We start from the raw sequence: 18,083 nt of genomic DNA on the forward strand, positions 1-18,083 counted from the left end.
ATAAAACCCAATAAATTAAACGGGGCTTAACCAGGTTGTTAAGCCCCCTTTTAGATAGTTTAACCTTTGCTTTTATTCAAAAATTACTTTTAAAAGCTTTAAAAGTGGGGTATTATTAAATAAGAATGTCATGAATCATATAATTGGAGGAATAATATTTATGTATCTTGTAGTTGGACTAGGCAATCCAGGCAGCGAATATGCAAAAACAAAGCATAATGTAGGATTTGATGTAGTAGATTTATTAGCAGATAAGTATAATATTGATATTAATAGGAAAAAATTTAAAGGGGTATTTGGCGAGGGAAATATATGTGGAAAAAAAGTGATACTTTTAAAACCGCATACATACATGAATTTAAGCGGTGAAAGTGTGGGGGAAGCTGTAAAGTTTTACAAAATAGATATAGATAATATTATAATAGTATATGATGATATGAGCTTGGATATAGGCAGAATAAGAATAAGAGAAAAGGGCAGTGCTGGTGGGCATAATGGTATAAAAAATATAATAGCCATGCTGTCCACAGATGCATTCCCTAGGATAAAGGTTGGAGTTGGGAAACCTAAGGGTTCTTGGGTGTCGCATGTGCTCAGCGGCTTTGATAAAAATGAGAGAATAAAATTAGAAAAAACATTTGATATGGTTGTAGAGTCTATTGAAACTATAGTAAACTCTAGCGTTAGTGAAGCTATGAATAAATTCAATGGAATCACCATAGAATAAAGGTTTGTAGGATGGTGTATTATTTATGAGACTTAATGGACTTATGACCCCATTGAAGGAAAATTCAATGTTTAAAGCACTAAAGGGAGCCTTGGATAAAAATAGATTCCCAGTAGCCTTAAATGGTCTTTCGGAATCTTCCAGGACTTATTTAATAAATGGAATTTTTGAAGAGGCTGATAAAAGTATATTTGTTATAACTAGCAGTGATGTGGAGTGCCGAAATTTATATGAGGATATAAGTTTTTTTACTCCAAACGTTTTTTATTTTCCTAGCAAAGAAGTAGTGTTTTATAACGTATATGCTATTTCTGGGGACCTAAGATGGGAAAGACTTAAAGTTATAAAAGAAATGCTAAATAGCAATAAGAAAATAATAGTTACCTCTATGGATGCTTTAGCATCCTCTTATATTCCGGTAGAATTGTATAAAAAATACACATTTAATATATCTGTGGGAGATGTGCTGCAAATACAGGAATTTGCACATAAGCTTGTGCAATGCGGATATGAAAGAATGGATATGGTAGATGGTAAAGGTCAATTTTCAATAAGGGGAGGAATTATAGATGTATTTCCTCCTACCTATTCTGTGCCTTTTAGAATAGAGCTTTTTGATGATGAAGTGGATTCTATAAGAAGTTTTAATACCGAATCCCAAAGAAGTATTGAAAAGGTTGATAATATAGAGATATTTCCTGCTAAAGAGATAATATTAGAAACTGAAAATATAAAAAATGGTATGGATAATATAAACAAAGATTTTCAGAAAGCACTAAAGGGATTTAAAGAAAGAGAAGAAAAAGAAGCTTATGAAAAACTAAATAATTATATAAGTGAGAACTTAGAATTATTAGAACATAATTCTGGCTTTGAAACCATAGATAGTTTTCTGCCTTATTTTTATGATAAAAGTTCTGACTTTTATGATTATATTAAAGATTCATTGATAGTAATTGATGATATGCAAAAATGTAAGGGAAAATTAGATAGTTTATATTTTGAATTTGAACAAAACTACACTTCTTTCTTAGAACGAGGAGATATACTTCCTCTGCAGAGCAGGCTGCTTGTAAATAAAGAAGATATGCTAAACAGACTTTTGCATAATAAACTTTTAGTAATGAGTTCTATAGGCAGAGGACAATCTGATTTTTCGCCAAGAGAGATAGTAGAATTTTCAGAAATAACGCTGCATAATTATCATGGACAACTAGAAATTCTAATAAATGATATAAAAGAAAAGAAAAAAGAAGGATATAAAATCTTGATTTTATCTGGAACTAGACCTAGGGGAGAAAGGCTTACTAACACCTTGAGAGAACAGGGTATAGAAAGCGCTTACAAGGATAAGGTGGATAGTATAAAACCAGGAGAAGTAGTTATAACCTTTGGAAATCAATTAAAAGGTTACGAATATCCTGAATTGAAATTATGCGTAATATCTGATAAAGAGGTTTTTGGAGAGTCAAAAAGGAAAACTAGCAGAAAAATCCCTCAAAAAGGTGTTGGAAAAATAAAAAGCTTTACAGAATTAAAGCTGGGGGACTATGTTGTACATAGCAATCATGGAATAGGAGTATATAAAGGTATAAAGCAGTTAGAGGTAGATGGATTAAAAAGAGATTACCTTGAAATAAGTTATGATGATGATGATAAGCTATATGTTCCCGTAGAGCAAATGGATTTTGTACAGAAATATATAGGCAGCGAAGGTAAGTCACCAAAAGTAAATAAGCTTGGCGGCAGCGAGTGGATTAAAGCAAAATCAAAAGTAAAAAAATCTATTAATGAAATAGCTGAAAGTCTAGTAAAATTGTATGCTGAAAGATCAACTGTGAGAGGATATAGCTTCAGCAGTGATACTGTTTGGCAGAAACAGTTTGAGGAGGAATTTCCATATGAAGAAACTCCGGATCAGTTAACTTCCTTGGAGGACATAAAAAAAGATATGGAATCTGATAAGCCTATGGACAGACTATTATGCGGAGATGTAGGATATGGCAAGACGGAAGTAGCTGTTAGAGCTGCCTTTAAATCAGTTATGGATGGAAAGCAAGTTGCAATACTGGTTCCAACCACTATACTTGCAGAGCAGCATTATAATAATATGGTTAAAAGATTCTCTGATTTTCCTGTTAGGATAGATATGATAAGTAGGTTTAGGACAACAACTCAAGTAAAAGAAACATTAAAAAATGTTAAATCAGGAGAAGTAGATATTTTAATAGGAACACACAGGATTTTACAAAAAGATGTAGAATTTAAAGATATAGGTCTTCTTGTAGTGGATGAGGAACAAAGATTTGGAGTTACACATAAAGAAAAAATAAAGAACTTCAAAAAGAACATAGATGTTTTAACTTTATCAGCTACACCTATACCTAGAACTCTTCACATGTCACTTACAGGGGTTAGGGATATAAGCGTAATTGAAACTCCACCTGAAGAAAGATACCCAATCCAAACCTATGTTGTTGAATATAATGACCAGCTTATAAAGGATGCTATTCTGAGAGAAATAGGCCGAGGCGGGCAAGTTTATTTTGTTAACAATAGAGTTGAGAACATAAATGCTATGGCAGATTATATTAAAAAACTTATTCCTGATGCTAGAGTTGCTATTGCTCATGGTCAAATGACGGAAAGAGAATTGGAAAAAGTAATGCTAGGCTTTATGAACCTTGAATATGATATACTTGTATGCACAGTAATAATTGAAACAGGAATAGACATACCTAATGTAAATACAATGATTATATATGAAGCAGATAGAATGGGATTATCTCAATTGTACCAGCTTAGAGGACGAGTAGGAAGATCCAATAGAATAGCTTATGCGTATTTTACTTATAAAAAAGATAAAATACTAACAGAAGTTGCTGAGAAGAGGCTTAAGGCCATAAAGGAATTTACGGAGCTTGGGTCAGGGTTTAAAATAGCAATGAGGGATTTAGAAATAAGAGGAGCTGGAAACATGATGGGATCTGCTCAGCATGGGCATATGGCCTCCATAGGCTATGATCTTTATTGCAGGATGCTGGAAGACACAGTAAAACTAATAAGAGGAGAAATAACTAAAGAACCTGTTGAAACAATTGTGGAAATAAAAACTAATGCGTTTATACCTAATGATTATATTGAAGATGAAATGCAGAAAATAGAAGTATACAAGAAAATAGCTGCTATTGACTCCTTAGAAGATTTTCAAGATGTGGAAGAAGAACTGGTAGATAGATTTTCAGATATTCCTGAATCCGTATATAATCTTATGAATATAGCTTATATAAGAAGTCTGGGTAAGAAACTTGGAATCGTAGAGATAAAGGAAAGAGGAAATCAGGTTAATTTTCAATTTCAAAATAGAGAATATTTGACAGATAAGCTAATAAAGGCTATCATGATTAAATATAGTAAAAAAATAGTATTTAAATTAGGTGACGCTCCTACAATAGCATTTAAACTTTCTGAAATAAAGAAAGAAGACGCACTTTTAGTCTTTAAAGAAATGCTTGACTATATGATAAAAGTATCTAACAATTAATGAATATAAAAAATTATGTAAAATACTCAATTGAAAAGTGTACTAAAAATGTTTATAATGAAAAAAGACAATAACGACTGGGGGAGTAAAAAGTTATGAAGGCAAGTAAAATTATAAGTATGGTTATTGCCGGTGTTATGGCAGTATCATTTACCGGATGCATAAAAAAGTTAGATTCTGCCAAAGACAAAACAGTAGTAGCAAAGGTTGGAGATGCAACCATAACCGTAGCAGATGTAAGAAAAACTATGAGCCAAGATATCGATAGTATAAAGCAGCAATATGGAAACGGATATTTAAATAATTCCGAAGCTATGACTTCTCTAAAGAGTACAGCTAAAACTACATTAGATAATTTGGTTAACACTAAACTTTTCTATTTTGAAGCCAAAACTCTAAAACTTGTTCCAGACTTAAATCATATTGACGATGAAGTTCAAAAAGAAATAGATTTAACTAAAAAGGATTCTTTTGATAATGACGAAACAAAATTTGAAAAAGCCTTAAGTGATGCAGGTTATACTTTAGATACATATAAGTTTGCCATAAGAGAAAGCTTAAAGGATAATCCAGAAAGTTTTGCAGCTAATAGAGTAAAAGATTATTACACAAGTAAAGTAACGGTTTCAGATAGCGAAATTTCATCACAGTATTATACTGATATATCTAAATATACAACACAGCCTGGAGCTGAGATGTATAATATAGTTATACCTACAGAGGCTGAGGCTAAGCAGGTTAGAGCAGATATATTGAGTGGTAAGGCTACTTTTGCTGATATGGCTAAAAAATATAATACCGATTCAACAAAAGATAACGGCGGAGACCTTGGATATGTAACTTATGAAAATAGCGGTATGGTAACAGAATTTATAGATGCGGCTAAAAAACTTAAAGAAGGTGAGCTGTCTCAACCTGTTAAGAGCCAATTTGGATGGCATCTAATAAAAGTTACAGGAGTTGTAACTCAAAGTAAGGTGAAACCTTTGTCTGAAGTTAAAGATACAGTAAAAGCAGGCGTACTCTCAACTAAAAAAAATCAGGCCGTTACAGATGAAATAACTAAGCTTAAAACTAAGTACAAAGTAACTACTTATGAAAGCAAATTAGATAGCAATATTTACTAATGACTTTAAAGACTGCCAAATTTATTTGGCAGTCTTTGTTATTTAAGGATTAAGGTTTTCATGTTTCAAATAAACTCCGATTTTGTGCATAAAATTTCATATTAGGAAAGATAATATTAGTACAAATAAATTTATGTAGTATAATTTAGGAGGTAATATTATGAAAGCTACGGGTATAGTAAGAAGAATAGATGATCTTGGAAGAGTTGTAATTCCTAAGGAAATAAGAAGGACTCTTAGAATAAGGGAAGGAGACCCATTAGAAATATTTACTGATAGAGAAGGTGGAGTAATATTAAAGAAGTATTCTCCAATAGGAGAATTAACCGATTTTTCTACGGAGTACGCAGAATCCCTTCAGCAAGCAATAGGCCATATCATTTTAGTATCTGATAAGGATTCTATAATATCAGCCAGTGGAGCACCTAAAAAAGATTACATTGGAAAAAGAGTAAGCAGCGCACTAGAAAAAGCTATGGAAGATAGAAAAGCTGTGTTGTTAGATGATAAGGCTGGCAAGCTTATCCAACTTTATGACGATGAAAATACAGAGCAAAAATATTCGGCTCAAGTCATAGCTCCAATAATAGCTGAAGGGGATGCAATAGGCTCAGTTATAATACTATCCAAACAAAATGGGGAAAAGTTTGGAGAATTAGAAATGAAACTTGCCGAAACTGCATCCGCCTTTTTAGGAAAGCAAATGGAGCAGTAAAAACGAGTTTACTTCCTCACTTACTTTATTTGAATTATTGACAAAAATTAATTCAAATATACAGTTGTTTGAACATTATGAAAAATAATATATGAATTTAAATTCTAATTTGATTATTAAGTAAAAAGTAAAAGTTAAGAAATATGTTTAAGGTAAGAAGTAAGAGTGAATAGTGAAGAGTTTAGGTATAAATTCGCTGCAGGCGGACTTTAACCATAACTTTTAACTCTTACTTCTTATCTTTTTTTGCGTCTTACAGGTTACATCTCTGTTTTTAATTCTTAACTTCCCTGCAAAGACTAATTTATTGGAAAATCAATTTAAACTATGGTTCTAAATTAATTATTATTAAATAAATAATAATTATAACTCTTTATTAATATGGAGGAATTTTATGAAAAAGCAATCTCTTATAAAAGGAACTATAGTTTTAGGAGTAGCGGGAGTTTTTACAAGGTTTTTAGGATTATTTTTTAGATGGCCAATAATAATGCTTATAGGGGATGAAGGTGTCGGATATTATCAGATGTCATATCCTTTATATATGTTTTTTATAGGCTTGGCCACAGGAATACCTGTAGCTATATCTAAGATGATATCAGAGAGAAATGCCTATAAGGATGAGGCGGGAATGCTTCAGGTAATGAGAACGGCTATGATGACCATGCTTATTCTTGGAGGTGGATTTTCCTTAATATTTCTTGTTTTTCCTTTTCAGATAATAAATTTGTTAAAGTGGGATAGCAAATCTTTATATTCTCTCATGGCCATAGGAGCTGCTCCTATATTTATATCTATTATGAGTGTATACAGGGGCTTCTTTCAAGGTATGCAGAATATGACTCCAACTGCTCTATCACAAATAACAGAACAAGTCGGAAGAGTGATTTTTGGAGTTGGACTTGCATACATATTGCTGCCAAAGGGCATCGAATATTCAGCTGGCGGAGCGGCTTTTGGAGCTGCTGGAGGGGGAATGCTAGGAGCTATATATCTATCTTCTCAATATAGAAAATTTAGAAAAAACTTTAAGGCAAAAAAAGTTGGAAATACTGAGAAAGTCTTGAGCGAACTTTTAAGTATAGCGATTCCTATATCTTTAGGAGCTGCAGTAAGTACAATTATGAATGTGATAGATTCTATATTAGTACCTCAGAAACTACTTGTAGCTGGCTACAGCTACAAAGAAGCTGCGATTATATATGGGCAGCTCACTGGCAAGGCTATGGTAATTATAAATGTACCTTTGACTTTATCTATAGCTTTGTCAGCTTCCCTAGTACCGATAATAGCAGAAGCAAAATTACTAAATAGAAAACTGGAATTAATGAATAAAGTGGAAATGGCGATAAAAACTTCTATTGTCATAGCCTTACCATCTTTATGTGGTTTGTTTTTTCTTTCTTATCAGGTACTTAGCTTGATATTTTTAGGACATTCTGAAGGGTATCAAATATTGAAATATGCATCCTTGAGTATTCCGTTTATAATACTTACTCAGACCACCACATCTATTTTGCAAGGAACCGGAAATTACATTAAACCAATAATTAATTTGGCAATAGGCTGCATTATTAAGATAATAATCACCTTAATACTTGTTCCTATGCCTCAATTTAATATATATGGTGCAGTTATAGCCAGCCTTGCAGCATATTTTATAACAACAATCTTAAATATAATAGAATTACATAAAAAATTAGGAATTCGTATAAATTATTACGAAACTATCATAAAACCGGCTTATGCCTCTGTAATTATGATAATAGGTGTTGTTTTCATATATAAGTATGTTTATAATAATACAATGAGTAACAGTATAGCATCATTAATAAGTATAGGCTTAGGTGGGATATTTTATATAGGCATGATAATATTTTTAAAAGTATTTGAATACGGTTATGTAAAAAACAAATTACTAAAAAGGTAAAGAGAGGAGAAGCGTATGATAAGAGTTATTGGACTTGGTCCAGGGGAAGCTGATTCGCTTACAGTTGGTACTCTGAAAATTTTAAAGGAATGCAGAAACATTTATATGAGGACGGAAAGACATCCTACAATGGATTACATAAAAGAGTTAGGAATAAATTTTGAAACCTATGATTATGCGTATGATAAATTTGATACTTTTGATGAAGTGTATAATTTTATTGCTAATGATTTGATAGAAAAGCATGCTTTACACGAGGATATTGTATATGGTGTTCCTGGACATCCGCTAGTAGCAGAAAAATCTGTTCTTATATTGATGGAAGTTTGTAAAAAAAATAATATTGAGCTAGAAATAAAATCAGCTGTAAGTTTCATAGATGTTGTTATGGAAAGATTAAAAATTGATCCTATTGAAGGCTTGATGGTTATAGATGCTTTTGATATGGAATCGAAGGTTTTAGATAAGAGGATAGGTACGATTATAACTCAGGTTCATGATAAATATATAACATCCGAAGTAAAGATAAAGCTTCAGGAATATTACAGTGATGATACGGAAATTGTGTTCATAAGAGCAGCTGGAGTAAAGGGAGAAGAATCTATAAGAAAGATACCATTGTATGAGCTGGATAGGCAGGAAGACATAGATCATTTGACATCCATATACATACCGAAGAAATTAGACGATAAAAAGGATTTTAGTGATCTATTGGATATAATGAGTAAATTAAGAGCACAGGATGGTTGCCCTTGGGATAGAGAGCAAACCCATGAGTCTTTAAAGAATTATGTGGTTGAAGAAGCTTACGAAGTTGTAGAAGCCATAGAGGAAAATGATTACGATAAAATAGTTGAGGAACTTGGAGATGTTTTATTCCAAGTTGTATTTCATTCACAAATAGGCAGTGAGGATGGATATTTCAATATAAACGATGTTATTTCCGCTATATGCGAAAAAATGATTAATAGGCACCCTCATGTATTTGGAGATACTAGAGTAGCTAATAGTGAAGAAGTATTAGTAAAGTGGGATGAAATAAAAAATAAAGAAAAAAACATGAAATCAGTAACTGAACAAATAGAACATGTAGCTAAAACTTTGCCATCATTAATAAGAGCTTATAAAATTCAAGAAAAAGCTATGAAAATTACTTCTCAAGACAGAGAAGAGGAGTATTTTGAAAAAATTAATAATAATATTGGAATATTAAAACATGTATATAATGGCAATGATAAGTCAAGAATACTAGAAGAAATAGGTAATATATTATTCTTGATTGTGAAAATTTCAAGAGATAAAGAAGTAAATCCAGAGGAAGCGCTCAACAAAACAATTAAAGGGTATATAGAGAAAGTAAGGAGCATGGAGCAGGAAAGAAAAGATAGCTAGAATATAGCTAACAACATTCTTTTACAAATTTTTTGGGTGAGTTTAGAGCTAGCTGAATTTTATACACTAACTTTATATGCACTGCGTATAGCTGATTTGCTTTAAGTCCTATATAGGAGGTTAAACTATTTTATCATTGATCCTTAAGTATTGAAGTAATATGAAAATATTTTATTATAATAAATTTAGTCAAAATAATAAATATTATATAAAATATAGAAGGATTTTGGAATTTTGTGCAGAATAATATATAATACAGAAATAGCTTAATGTCTCAGACATATTTATATAGCTCTAATATAGTGTTATTTTGTTTAAAAGTATAGACGACTACTATAAATAGATATATAATATGGAATGAGATTAGTAAGGTATTACATAGATACCAAGGGATGTACATAGTATGTCCGTTAATTAATACTCTAATGTTTTAAGGAGGAAATAAAAGTGAATAAGGCAGAATTAATTTCAAGTATTTCTGAAAAAAGTAAATTAACAAAAAAAGATGCAGAAGCAGCTTTAAAGGCATTTATAGAAAGTGTTCAAGAAGCTCTTGCTAATGGTGAAAAAGTTCAGTTAGTTGGATTTGGAACTTTTGAAACAAGAGAAAGAGCAGAAAGAGAAGGAAGAAATCCAAGAACTAAAGAGCCAATAAAGATACCTGCAACAGTTGTTCCGGTATTTAAGGCAGGAAAAGAATTTAAAGATAAAGTTACAAAGTAATTAAAAGCCCGGATTTTCCGGGCTTTTAATTTTTATGGCTAGCAATAATTAGAAACAACGATTTTTGCTATTATAGAAAAATTATGCTGTAAGGGAGGTATACTGCTATATGAGGTTAGATAAATATCTTAAGGTTTCAAGAATAATAAAAAGAAGAACAGTAGCAAAGGAAGCCTGTGAGGGAGGAAGAGTATCCATAAACGGGAGAACAGCAAAAGCTGGTACAGATGTAAAGGAAGGGGATACAATAGAGATACGATTTGCTAATAAATCATTAACCGCTAAAATAACATCGATTTCAGAGCACGTAAGAAAAGAAGATGCTAGAAATATGTATGAAATAATTTTAGGGGAAGAAGATTTAGAAGAGTAAAAAATGTTATATATTTTTTCCCTGCTGCATATATTAGCAATAGGTAGGAGGGGATAAATTTTGGAATTAAAAAAAGAAATTAAAGTTGAAGAAAAAAAAAGTAATCTTACCCTCGAAAACAGAAAAAAATTATTTTTAACAGGAGTAGCTGAAGTAATAAGCTTTAATGAAGAAAAAATATTATTAAATACTAGTTTGGGAATGTTAGCGATTAAAGGGGTTGGATTAAAAATGAATAAGCTGGATGTACAAAATGGAGAGGTAATGATAAGTGGAACTATTGATTCCTGTATATATAGCGGTGTAGTTAAGAAACAAGACAAAGAAAGCATAATTTCTAAGCTTTTTAGATAGAGGTGTAAATTGATATATTCATTAATGATGCAAATAAAATTAGTGGTATTCAGTTTATTAGCAGGAATCATTACAGGAATTATATTTGATTTCTATAATGTTTTAAGAGGAATGGAGAGGATACCCAATATAATAGTAGCTATTGAAGATATACTATTTTGGATATTTGCTTCTATAATCATATTTATCTTCCTTTTATATACTCATGCAGCTGTAATAAGTGTTTATGTTTATGTATGGATAATAATCGGAGTAGTGATCTATTTTAAAACCGCCAGCAAATTCTTTAAAAGGTTTCATTCTAAAACTGTTAGAAATTCATTTAGGGTAATTAGAATAGCGAAAAATATGATATTATACCCATTTAAATTGTTATTATATAATTCAAATTCAAAAAAATAAAAAAATTTATTATAAATAGCTTGAATAAACTATGGAATCTATTTAAAATATATTTAGAGAACATAAATATTATTTGAAGAGGATAAATCTTATGAAAAAAAAGAAGATTACTTTAAAAACATTTGGTATATTGTTTCTCACGGTATATTTTGTTATTATATTAGTCAAACAAGAAGTTAGTTATATAAGAATAAGCAAACAGATTAATTCTGGGAAGGAACAGCTTCAAAGTATTAAGGCAAAAGAGGAGCAGCTGAAGGCTCAGCTGGATTTATCCAAAACTAATCCTGAACAGTATGCAGAAAAGCAGGTAAGGGAAAGACTAGGATATATGAAGCAAAATGAGACTCCTATTGTGCCGAATGATGGCAGCAAATAACATAGCTAGTAAATAATTTATAATATAATCATATTTTTAAGGAGGAGTCTTTCTAATATGACCTTAAAGGCAGGAAACATTATTGAAGGTACAGTAATTAACATCACTAATTTTGGTGCTTTTATTGATGTAGAAGGTAAAACTGGTTTGGTTCACATCTCAGAGGTAGCCGATACATTTGTAAAAGACATCAGGGATCATCTTAAAGAACAAGATAAGGTAAAGGTAAAAGTTATTTCTGTTGATGACAATGGCAAAATAAGCTTATCAATTAAGCAAGCTATGGTTAATAAAAAGACAGTAAAACCTGCAGAAATAGATTGGTCTAGTGAAAAAGGTAAGATGGCATCAAATGGCTTTGAAGACATTATGTCTAAGTTCCTTAAAGACAGCGAAGAGAGGCAACAGGATATTAAAAAGCATCAAGAAGCTAAAGGAAGAGGATATAGCAGAAAAGGCTAATGAAATCAAGTGCTGATACAAGGAATATATAATTATGTTTATGATAATTATATATTCCTTGTCAATTGGCACTTTTTTAGTTTTATTCGAAAAAACTCAAGGGACATTTTAAATGCTGCTAATTATGTTTAGAGCTTCTTCATTTTAAACTCATAGCAACATTTTAAAACATGGATTACCCTGCTATCACTGTAAAAATCAACACTTGATTTAAGACAGAACCAAAAATAAAATAAAATAAAAATAATATGTTGACAATATAGAGATGTTCAGATATAATAGTCTATGTCGCTAAAGAGTGACAGCAAACATGTGCTGGAGTGGCGGAACTGGCAGACGCACAGGACTTAAAATCCTGCGGTGCTAACACACCGTACCGGTTCGATTCCGGTCTTCAGCACTCATATCGCGGGGTGGAGCAGTTGGTAGCTCGTCGGGCTCATAACCCGAAGGTCGTAGGTTCAAGTCCTGCCCCCGCAACCAAAATGGCGGAATAGCTCAGCTGGCTAGAGCATTCGGTTCATACCCGAAGGGTCGTAGGTTCAAGTCCTATTTCCGCTACCACTTAAAAAAACATATAATTGAATACGCTGGAGTGGCGGAACTGGCAGACGCACAGGACTTAAAATCCTGCGGTGCTAACACACCGTACCGGTTCGATTCCGGTCTTCAGCACTTAATATCGCGGGGTGGAGCAGTTGGTAGCTCGTCGGGCTCATAACCCGAAGGTCGTAGGTTCAAGTCCTGCCCCCGCAACCAAAAATGGCGGAATAGCTCAGCTGGCTAGAGCATTCGGTTCATACCCGAAGGGTCGTAGGTTCAAGTCCTATTTCCGCTACCAGAAAACTCGTGTTTACGAGTTTTTTCTTTTTTAAAATTAAATTATTTACTCTATAATTAGTTGTGTTTTAAGCCGGTGTTGATATAGGCTTTGGCTGATTTAAAACAGATCTTTATAATTATAAAAAATTAGGCTATGTTTTAAGAGAAAACTTATAATATAAGAATTCTTGCCAAACATAGCCTTTTATTTAATTTAACATCATAATTGTGTCAAAATAAAGAAGTGTTAAAAGCATGAAAAAAAATATGAATTAATAATAGAACTTAAAAATTAAATTCACGACAAAATTTAAAGAGGACACAAACAACATATACCACCCAAAAAATAATATATACAATATATTGTTAATTCATATTTCGATATTATATGAATTTGTGTATTTTTTTATAACTAATACAAAATAAATGTCCTATGAAAAATTAAATAGAACCTATTTATTGACATATAATTCCAGCACCATTTGCTATAATAAATTTGCCTTTAATTTTATATTACTACTGGCTTACCTACAATATTTTTTATGAGGAAGTGTTTTTTATGCAATATGGTATGGAACTTAATACTTACAAGAGAGAAAAACCCTACAGTGGAAAGAAGAAAAGAGAAGAATACTTTAATATTAAAGAAGTGATGGGTTATTTGTTAGCTGCTTTTCTTATAAGCAGAGTTGTTATGGCAAATTATATGTCCACCTTTGGTATTGCTTTTGTGCTAGCTGTGGCTTTAAATAAGGAAGAAATAATACTATTAGCATCAGGTTTCGGATCAATAATAGGATATATCACAATGATAAATAAAATAGAAAATGCCCCAATTTATATGGTATCGATTGGAATAATATTACTATGTACATGCTTTGCAGATAAATATAGTAAACGAAAAAAGGAAATAGCGTTTTTTATATTCTTTTTATTAGAAAATGGAGCTTTTAATCATATTATAAGGGGCCTAAGTACTCATCAGAATGCATTCCAATCTATACTTGATGTTGGATGCCTGTTACCTTTATATTATATTATTGATTATTCTGTTTTATGTTCAAAAGAAATAAAGACTAAACATATATTTAGCAATGAAGAGATAATAAGTATGATAATAGCTATTTCCTTGATATTATGTGGAACTTCAGAAGTAAAATTTGGGTCAGTATCAATAATGAATATCATATGTATAACTTTTGTTATGATCTGCTCATATATAAATGGAAGTGGAGTGGGCTCTGCAATAGGAATTACCATAGGGTTTATAGTCGGAATTACCTCCGGAAGTTTGTTGTTTAGTATGAGCCTCTATGGAATAATATCATTAATAATAGGAATTTTTAGTGAAAGCGGTAAGTGGATAAGCATTGCTTCCTATATAGTCGTTTTTATAATATTAAAGCTATATTCTGATATAGGTTCATATTGCAATGTAATTGAAATATTTATATCAGCTGGGATTTTTTTATCAATACCAGAAAAAACATATAAGTCACTAAAGTTAGAATTTAATCATGAGAGAAAATCTGAGAAAGTTAATGAAGACTATTCTTACACTATAAAAAATATGATGTCTAATAAATTAATGGAGTTTTCTGATTTGTTATCTAATATGTCATCTACAGTTAAAAACTTAGCGGACAATAATAAAATTTTATTAAATGGAAAGAATAATGCATTAATTGATAATTTGGCAGAAAGAACTTGTTCAAATTGCAGCATGAAACTTATATGCTGGAATAGAGAACTTAAATATACATATAAAGCTTTTGCAGACTTAATTCATAACTATGAAGAAAATAATAGTAACATGCCAGAAGAATTACAGAAGAAATGTATAAAGAGAACTAAGCTTATAAACAATGCGGATGAGATAGTTAAAGACCACATATTAAAGGAAATGTGGAGACAAAGACTTATCGAGGGAAGGCAAGTGATGTCAGGGCATCTAAGTAGTATGTCCCAGGTAATAAATGATTTGGTAGATAATTTTAGTTTTAATATAATCTTTGATTCTAAGGTAGAAAAAGCAATCAGAAAAACCTTTGACCAAAAAGGTATAGATTACAGCAGTGTGCTGTCTTTTGTTGATAAGCATAAGAGGAAAAATGTAAGAATATCCATAAAAAGTATTGAATATAATGAAGACTTTATTGTCAATATATTGCAAACAGTAAATGATGTCCTTGGGACAAGCATGAGCATAAATGAAAGTAAATGTGTTAAGCAAGGAGATGATATAGTTATAGATTTTATAGAAACACCTAAATATCACTTTACCTCATATGTCTGCAGCGAATGCAAAACAGGGGAAATACATTGTGGGGACAGCTATTCTTATAACAATTTAAACGATGGAGAATATATGGTAGTAATCAGTGATGGTATGGGGAGCGGACCGGAAGCTAAAGAAGAAAGTCAAGCTTTAGTGGATTTAGTAGAAAAATTTGCAAAGGCAGGATATTCAGAGAATGCCGCAGTGGAAGCTATAAACTCTATAATGAGCATGAAATTTTTCGAGGAAGAAAAATTTTCTACACTGGATATGCTAAAAGCTAATTTATATAGCGGTGAATTAAAACTTATTAAAATTGGAGCTGCATCTTCCTACGTAAAAAGCAATAACAGAATTTATGAATTAAATTCAAAATCTCTTCCAATAGGAGTTTTAGATAAACTGGATTTTGATACCGTAGAAATTAATGTAAAGGAAGGAGATGTTATAGTGATGATAAGCGATGGAATATTAGAATGCGGAGGAAGTTTTAATATGGAAGCTTGGATTAAAGATTATCTGCTTAAGAGTAGCGAAGATATTCCTAAAACCATAAGCGAAAATATAATAAGTAAAGTTAAGGAAGTGAGCGGTTCAGCTTTAAAAGATGATATGACAGTGATTGTTTCAAAAGTTTATGCTTTGTATTAAAATAGAGCTTAAAAATAGAATATATAATATCCGAGGAGTAAAAGTTTTTTCCAATATATAAAAAGGAAAGCTTCTTATGACTTGGATATTTTTTTGATTGCTTCATAGCATTGTTTGATATGACTTTAATTGCTATAATATAATGGTAAAAGCTAAATATAAAAAATGTACAGAGGTGCTCTAATTTGATTGATAAGGTAATAAACTTTATAGATAAAAATTCTATGCTTGCACAAGGAGATAAAGTGGTAGTTGCTTTATCTGGAGGTCCAGATTCTATATGTCTTATAGATATTTTAAATAAATTGAAAGGCAAATATGATATAGAATTATTCGCAGCCCATTTAAATCACTGCTTAAGAGGGGAAGAAGCTGATGCAGATGAGCAATATGCAAAAGAATTCTGCTCCGAAAGGAATATAGCTTTTTATTCTAAGCGAGTTGATATAAATAAATTAGTTAAAGAAAAAAATATTTCCAGTGAAACTGCTGGGCGGCAGGCAAGATATGAATTTTTTAACGAATTAAAAGATAAAATAGGTGCTCAGAAAATAGCCATCGCCCATAATAGCAATGATCAAGCAGAAACTCTTCTCATGAGACTCATACGAGGCAGCGGTATCGAGGGAATGAATGGAATAAAGCCGGTTAGAGACAGCATATACATAAGACCTATATTAATATTAAATAGAAATGAAATAGAGAGCTATTGTGAAGAAAACCAATTAAAACCACGAATTGATAAAACAAATTATGAAAACATATATAATAGGAATAAAATAAGACTTGAACTAATACCATATATACAAGAAAATTTTAATAAAGATATAGTTTCTACATTAAATAGGTTTTCATATTTAATTAGCGTAGATGATGAATTTATTAATGATCAAGTTAATAAAAAATTTAATAACTTATGCGAAAAGGCGAATAATAGTATAATAATAAAAAATAGTGTCAAGAATGAAAAAGAAGCTATAACCTCAAGAATTATAAGAAAAGCAATAACGTCGCTTATAGGTTCAACTAATGATATAGAAATGATAAATGTTTATGATGTTATGAAGCTTTTTGAATTAGGTACAGGAAAAAAAGTAGACTTACCTAGAGGATTAGTGGCGGAAAATGTATATGGTCAGATACATATTTATTTAAAAGGTAAAGAGGGTAAAGGTAAGCATTATGATAACATGATGGAGATAGCCTCTAAGGAGGAATTAGTAGAAGGATACGAAAAAAGTTTTTATTCTGAGCAATTTAATTTAAATATAAGCTTGAGAGTTATAAATTCTTCTGAAAAACTAAATTTTAGTAAAGATAGCTTAACTAAATATTTTGATTGTGATAAAATTAGAAGCAACATAGTAATGAGATACCGAAAAGAGGGTGATAGATTTACGCCATATGGAATGACAGGAAGTAAAAAACTTAAGGATTTATTTATTGATTTAAAGATTCCTAAAACTGAAAGGGAAAATATCCCTCTTATATGCATTGATAATGATATAGCATGGGTTGTTGGTTATAGAGTAAGCAATAATTTTATAATATCTAAGACAACTAAGAATGTACTTGAACTGAAGGTGGAAGGGGAAACACTAAATGATTAATGATTTAAAGGAAATACTTTTGGAAGAAGACGTTATAAGTGAGAAAATAAAACAATTAGGAGAAAGAATAAGCGAAGATTACAAAGGAAAAGATTTGCTTTTGGTTGGAATTTTAAAAGGATCAGTCATGTTTATGGCAGATTTAATGAAAGAAATAACTATTCCATGCAGCATGGATTTTATGGCTGTGTCTAGCTATGGAAGCTCCACTAAGTCTTCCGGTGTAGTTAGAATACTAAAAGACTTGGATTCGCAGATAGAAGGAAAACATGTTCTGATAGTTGAAGACATAATAGATACAGGAATAACCTTAAAGTACCTATTAAAAAATTTAAAGGACAGAAAGCCTGAATCCATAGAAATAGCAAGTTTACTTAATAAGCCAGACAGAAGAAAAGTGGAAATTGAGGCTAAGTATCTAGGCTTTGAGGTTCCAGACTATTTTCTAGTTGGATATGGGTTGGATTATGCAGAAAAATATAGAAATCTTTCTTGCATAGGTGTATTAAAGGAAGAAATTTACCAATAATAAATTTAGAGATTGGTATTTTTAATTTAATACATAGATTATAATTGCAGATAGTTAACGCCTGC

Annotated in this window: 15 protein-coding genes and 6 tRNA genes; all 21 read left to right on the forward strand. The window is 31.2% G+C overall.

Features of this window, described 5'->3' with window-relative positions; genetic code table 11:
* The first annotated feature begins 160 nt into the window (after positions 1-160).
* Entirely contained in the window at positions 161-727 is a 567-nt protein-coding gene (pth, locus tag IAI10_RS03595) for an aminoacyl-tRNA hydrolase (RefSeq protein WP_315671929.1), read from the forward strand.
* Positions 728-752: 25 nt separating this feature from the next.
* Positions 753-4,271 (forward strand): transcription-repair coupling factor, encoded by a 3,519-nt coding sequence (gene mfd, locus IAI10_RS03600; RefSeq protein WP_315671930.1) that lies wholly within the window; start codon positions 753-755, stop codon positions 4,269-4,271.
* A gap of 95 nt (positions 4,272-4,366) precedes the next feature.
* On the forward strand, positions 4,367-5,398 hold the full coding sequence (locus IAI10_RS03605; protein WP_315671931.1) for a peptidylprolyl isomerase: 1,032 nt from the start codon (positions 4,367-4,369) through the stop codon (positions 5,396-5,398).
* A 160-nt stretch (positions 5,399-5,558) separates the two neighbouring features.
* The gene (gene spoVT, locus IAI10_RS03610) at positions 5,559-6,113 is read left to right on the forward strand and encodes a stage V sporulation protein T (RefSeq protein ID WP_315671932.1); all 555 of its coding nucleotides are present in this window, start codon (positions 5,559-5,561) and stop codon (positions 6,111-6,113) included.
* Between the two features lie 394 nt (positions 6,114-6,507).
* On the forward strand, positions 6,508-8,043 hold the full coding sequence (locus IAI10_RS03615; protein WP_315671933.1) for a polysaccharide biosynthesis protein: 1,536 nt from the start codon (positions 6,508-6,510) through the stop codon (positions 8,041-8,043).
* Between the two features lie 15 nt (positions 8,044-8,058).
* Entirely contained in the window at positions 8,059-9,435 is a 1,377-nt protein-coding gene (gene mazG, locus IAI10_RS03620) for a nucleoside triphosphate pyrophosphohydrolase (RefSeq protein WP_315671934.1), read from the forward strand.
* Positions 9,436-9,882: 447 nt separating this feature from the next.
* Positions 9,883-10,158: an HU family DNA-binding protein gene (locus IAI10_RS03625; protein WP_315671935.1), complete on the forward strand. Its 276-nt coding sequence runs from the start codon at positions 9,883-9,885 to the stop codon at positions 10,156-10,158.
* Positions 10,159-10,267: 109 nt separating this feature from the next.
* The gene (locus tag IAI10_RS03630; protein ID WP_315671936.1) at positions 10,268-10,531 is read left to right on the forward strand and encodes an RNA-binding S4 domain-containing protein; all 264 of its coding nucleotides are present in this window, start codon (positions 10,268-10,270) and stop codon (positions 10,529-10,531) included.
* Between the two features lie 60 nt (positions 10,532-10,591).
* The gene (yabP, locus tag IAI10_RS03635) at positions 10,592-10,885 is read left to right on the forward strand and encodes a sporulation protein YabP (RefSeq protein WP_315671937.1); all 294 of its coding nucleotides are present in this window, start codon (positions 10,592-10,594) and stop codon (positions 10,883-10,885) included.
* 9 nt (positions 10,886-10,894) lie between these two features.
* Complete coding sequence (gene yabQ / locus IAI10_RS03640; protein WP_315671938.1) at positions 10,895-11,287, forward strand: spore cortex biosynthesis protein YabQ; 393 nt, start codon at positions 10,895-10,897, stop codon at positions 11,285-11,287.
* 91 nt (positions 11,288-11,378) lie between these two features.
* The gene (locus tag IAI10_RS03645) at positions 11,379-11,666 is read left to right on the forward strand and encodes a septum formation initiator family protein (RefSeq protein WP_315671939.1); all 288 of its coding nucleotides are present in this window, start codon (positions 11,379-11,381) and stop codon (positions 11,664-11,666) included.
* Positions 11,667-11,723: 57 nt separating this feature from the next.
* Positions 11,724-12,128 carry a S1 domain-containing RNA-binding protein gene (locus IAI10_RS03650; protein ID WP_315671940.1) on the forward strand — a complete coding sequence of 135 codons (405 nt, stop codon included), beginning with the start codon at positions 11,724-11,726 and terminating at the stop codon, positions 12,126-12,128.
* Positions 12,129-12,442: 314 nt separating this feature from the next.
* Positions 12,443-12,528 (forward strand) — tRNA-Leu (locus tag IAI10_RS03655).
* 7 nt (positions 12,529-12,535) lie between these two features.
* A tRNA-Met gene (locus IAI10_RS03660) sits at positions 12,536-12,611 on the forward strand.
* Positions 12,612-12,615: 4 nt separating this feature from the next.
* Positions 12,616-12,692: transfer RNA gene (locus IAI10_RS03665), tRNA-Met, on the forward strand.
* 25 nt (positions 12,693-12,717) lie between these two features.
* A tRNA-Leu gene (locus tag IAI10_RS03670) sits at positions 12,718-12,803 on the forward strand.
* 8 nt (positions 12,804-12,811) lie between these two features.
* A tRNA-Met gene (locus IAI10_RS03675) sits at positions 12,812-12,887 on the forward strand.
* 5 nt (positions 12,888-12,892) lie between these two features.
* Positions 12,893-12,969, forward strand: a tRNA-Met gene (locus IAI10_RS03680).
* A 540-nt stretch (positions 12,970-13,509) separates the two neighbouring features.
* Complete coding sequence (gene spoIIE, locus IAI10_RS03685; protein WP_315671941.1) at positions 13,510-15,879, forward strand: stage II sporulation protein E; 2,370 nt, start codon at positions 13,510-13,512, stop codon at positions 15,877-15,879.
* Between the two features lie 185 nt (positions 15,880-16,064).
* Entirely contained in the window at positions 16,065-17,489 is a 1,425-nt protein-coding gene (gene tilS, locus IAI10_RS03690; RefSeq protein ID WP_315671942.1) for a tRNA lysidine(34) synthetase TilS, read from the forward strand.
* A complete protein-coding gene (gene hpt / locus IAI10_RS03695) occupies positions 17,482-18,018 on the forward strand; it encodes a hypoxanthine phosphoribosyltransferase (protein ID WP_315671943.1) in 537 nt (178 codons plus the stop codon). Before tilS ends, hpt begins: the two co-directional genes overlap by 8 nt.
* Positions 18,019-18,083: the final 65 nt, after the last annotated feature.

This window comes from Clostridium sp. 19966, from assembly GCF_032335695.1.
GTDB lineage: Bacteria > Bacillota > Clostridia > Clostridiales > Clostridiaceae > JACTOJ01.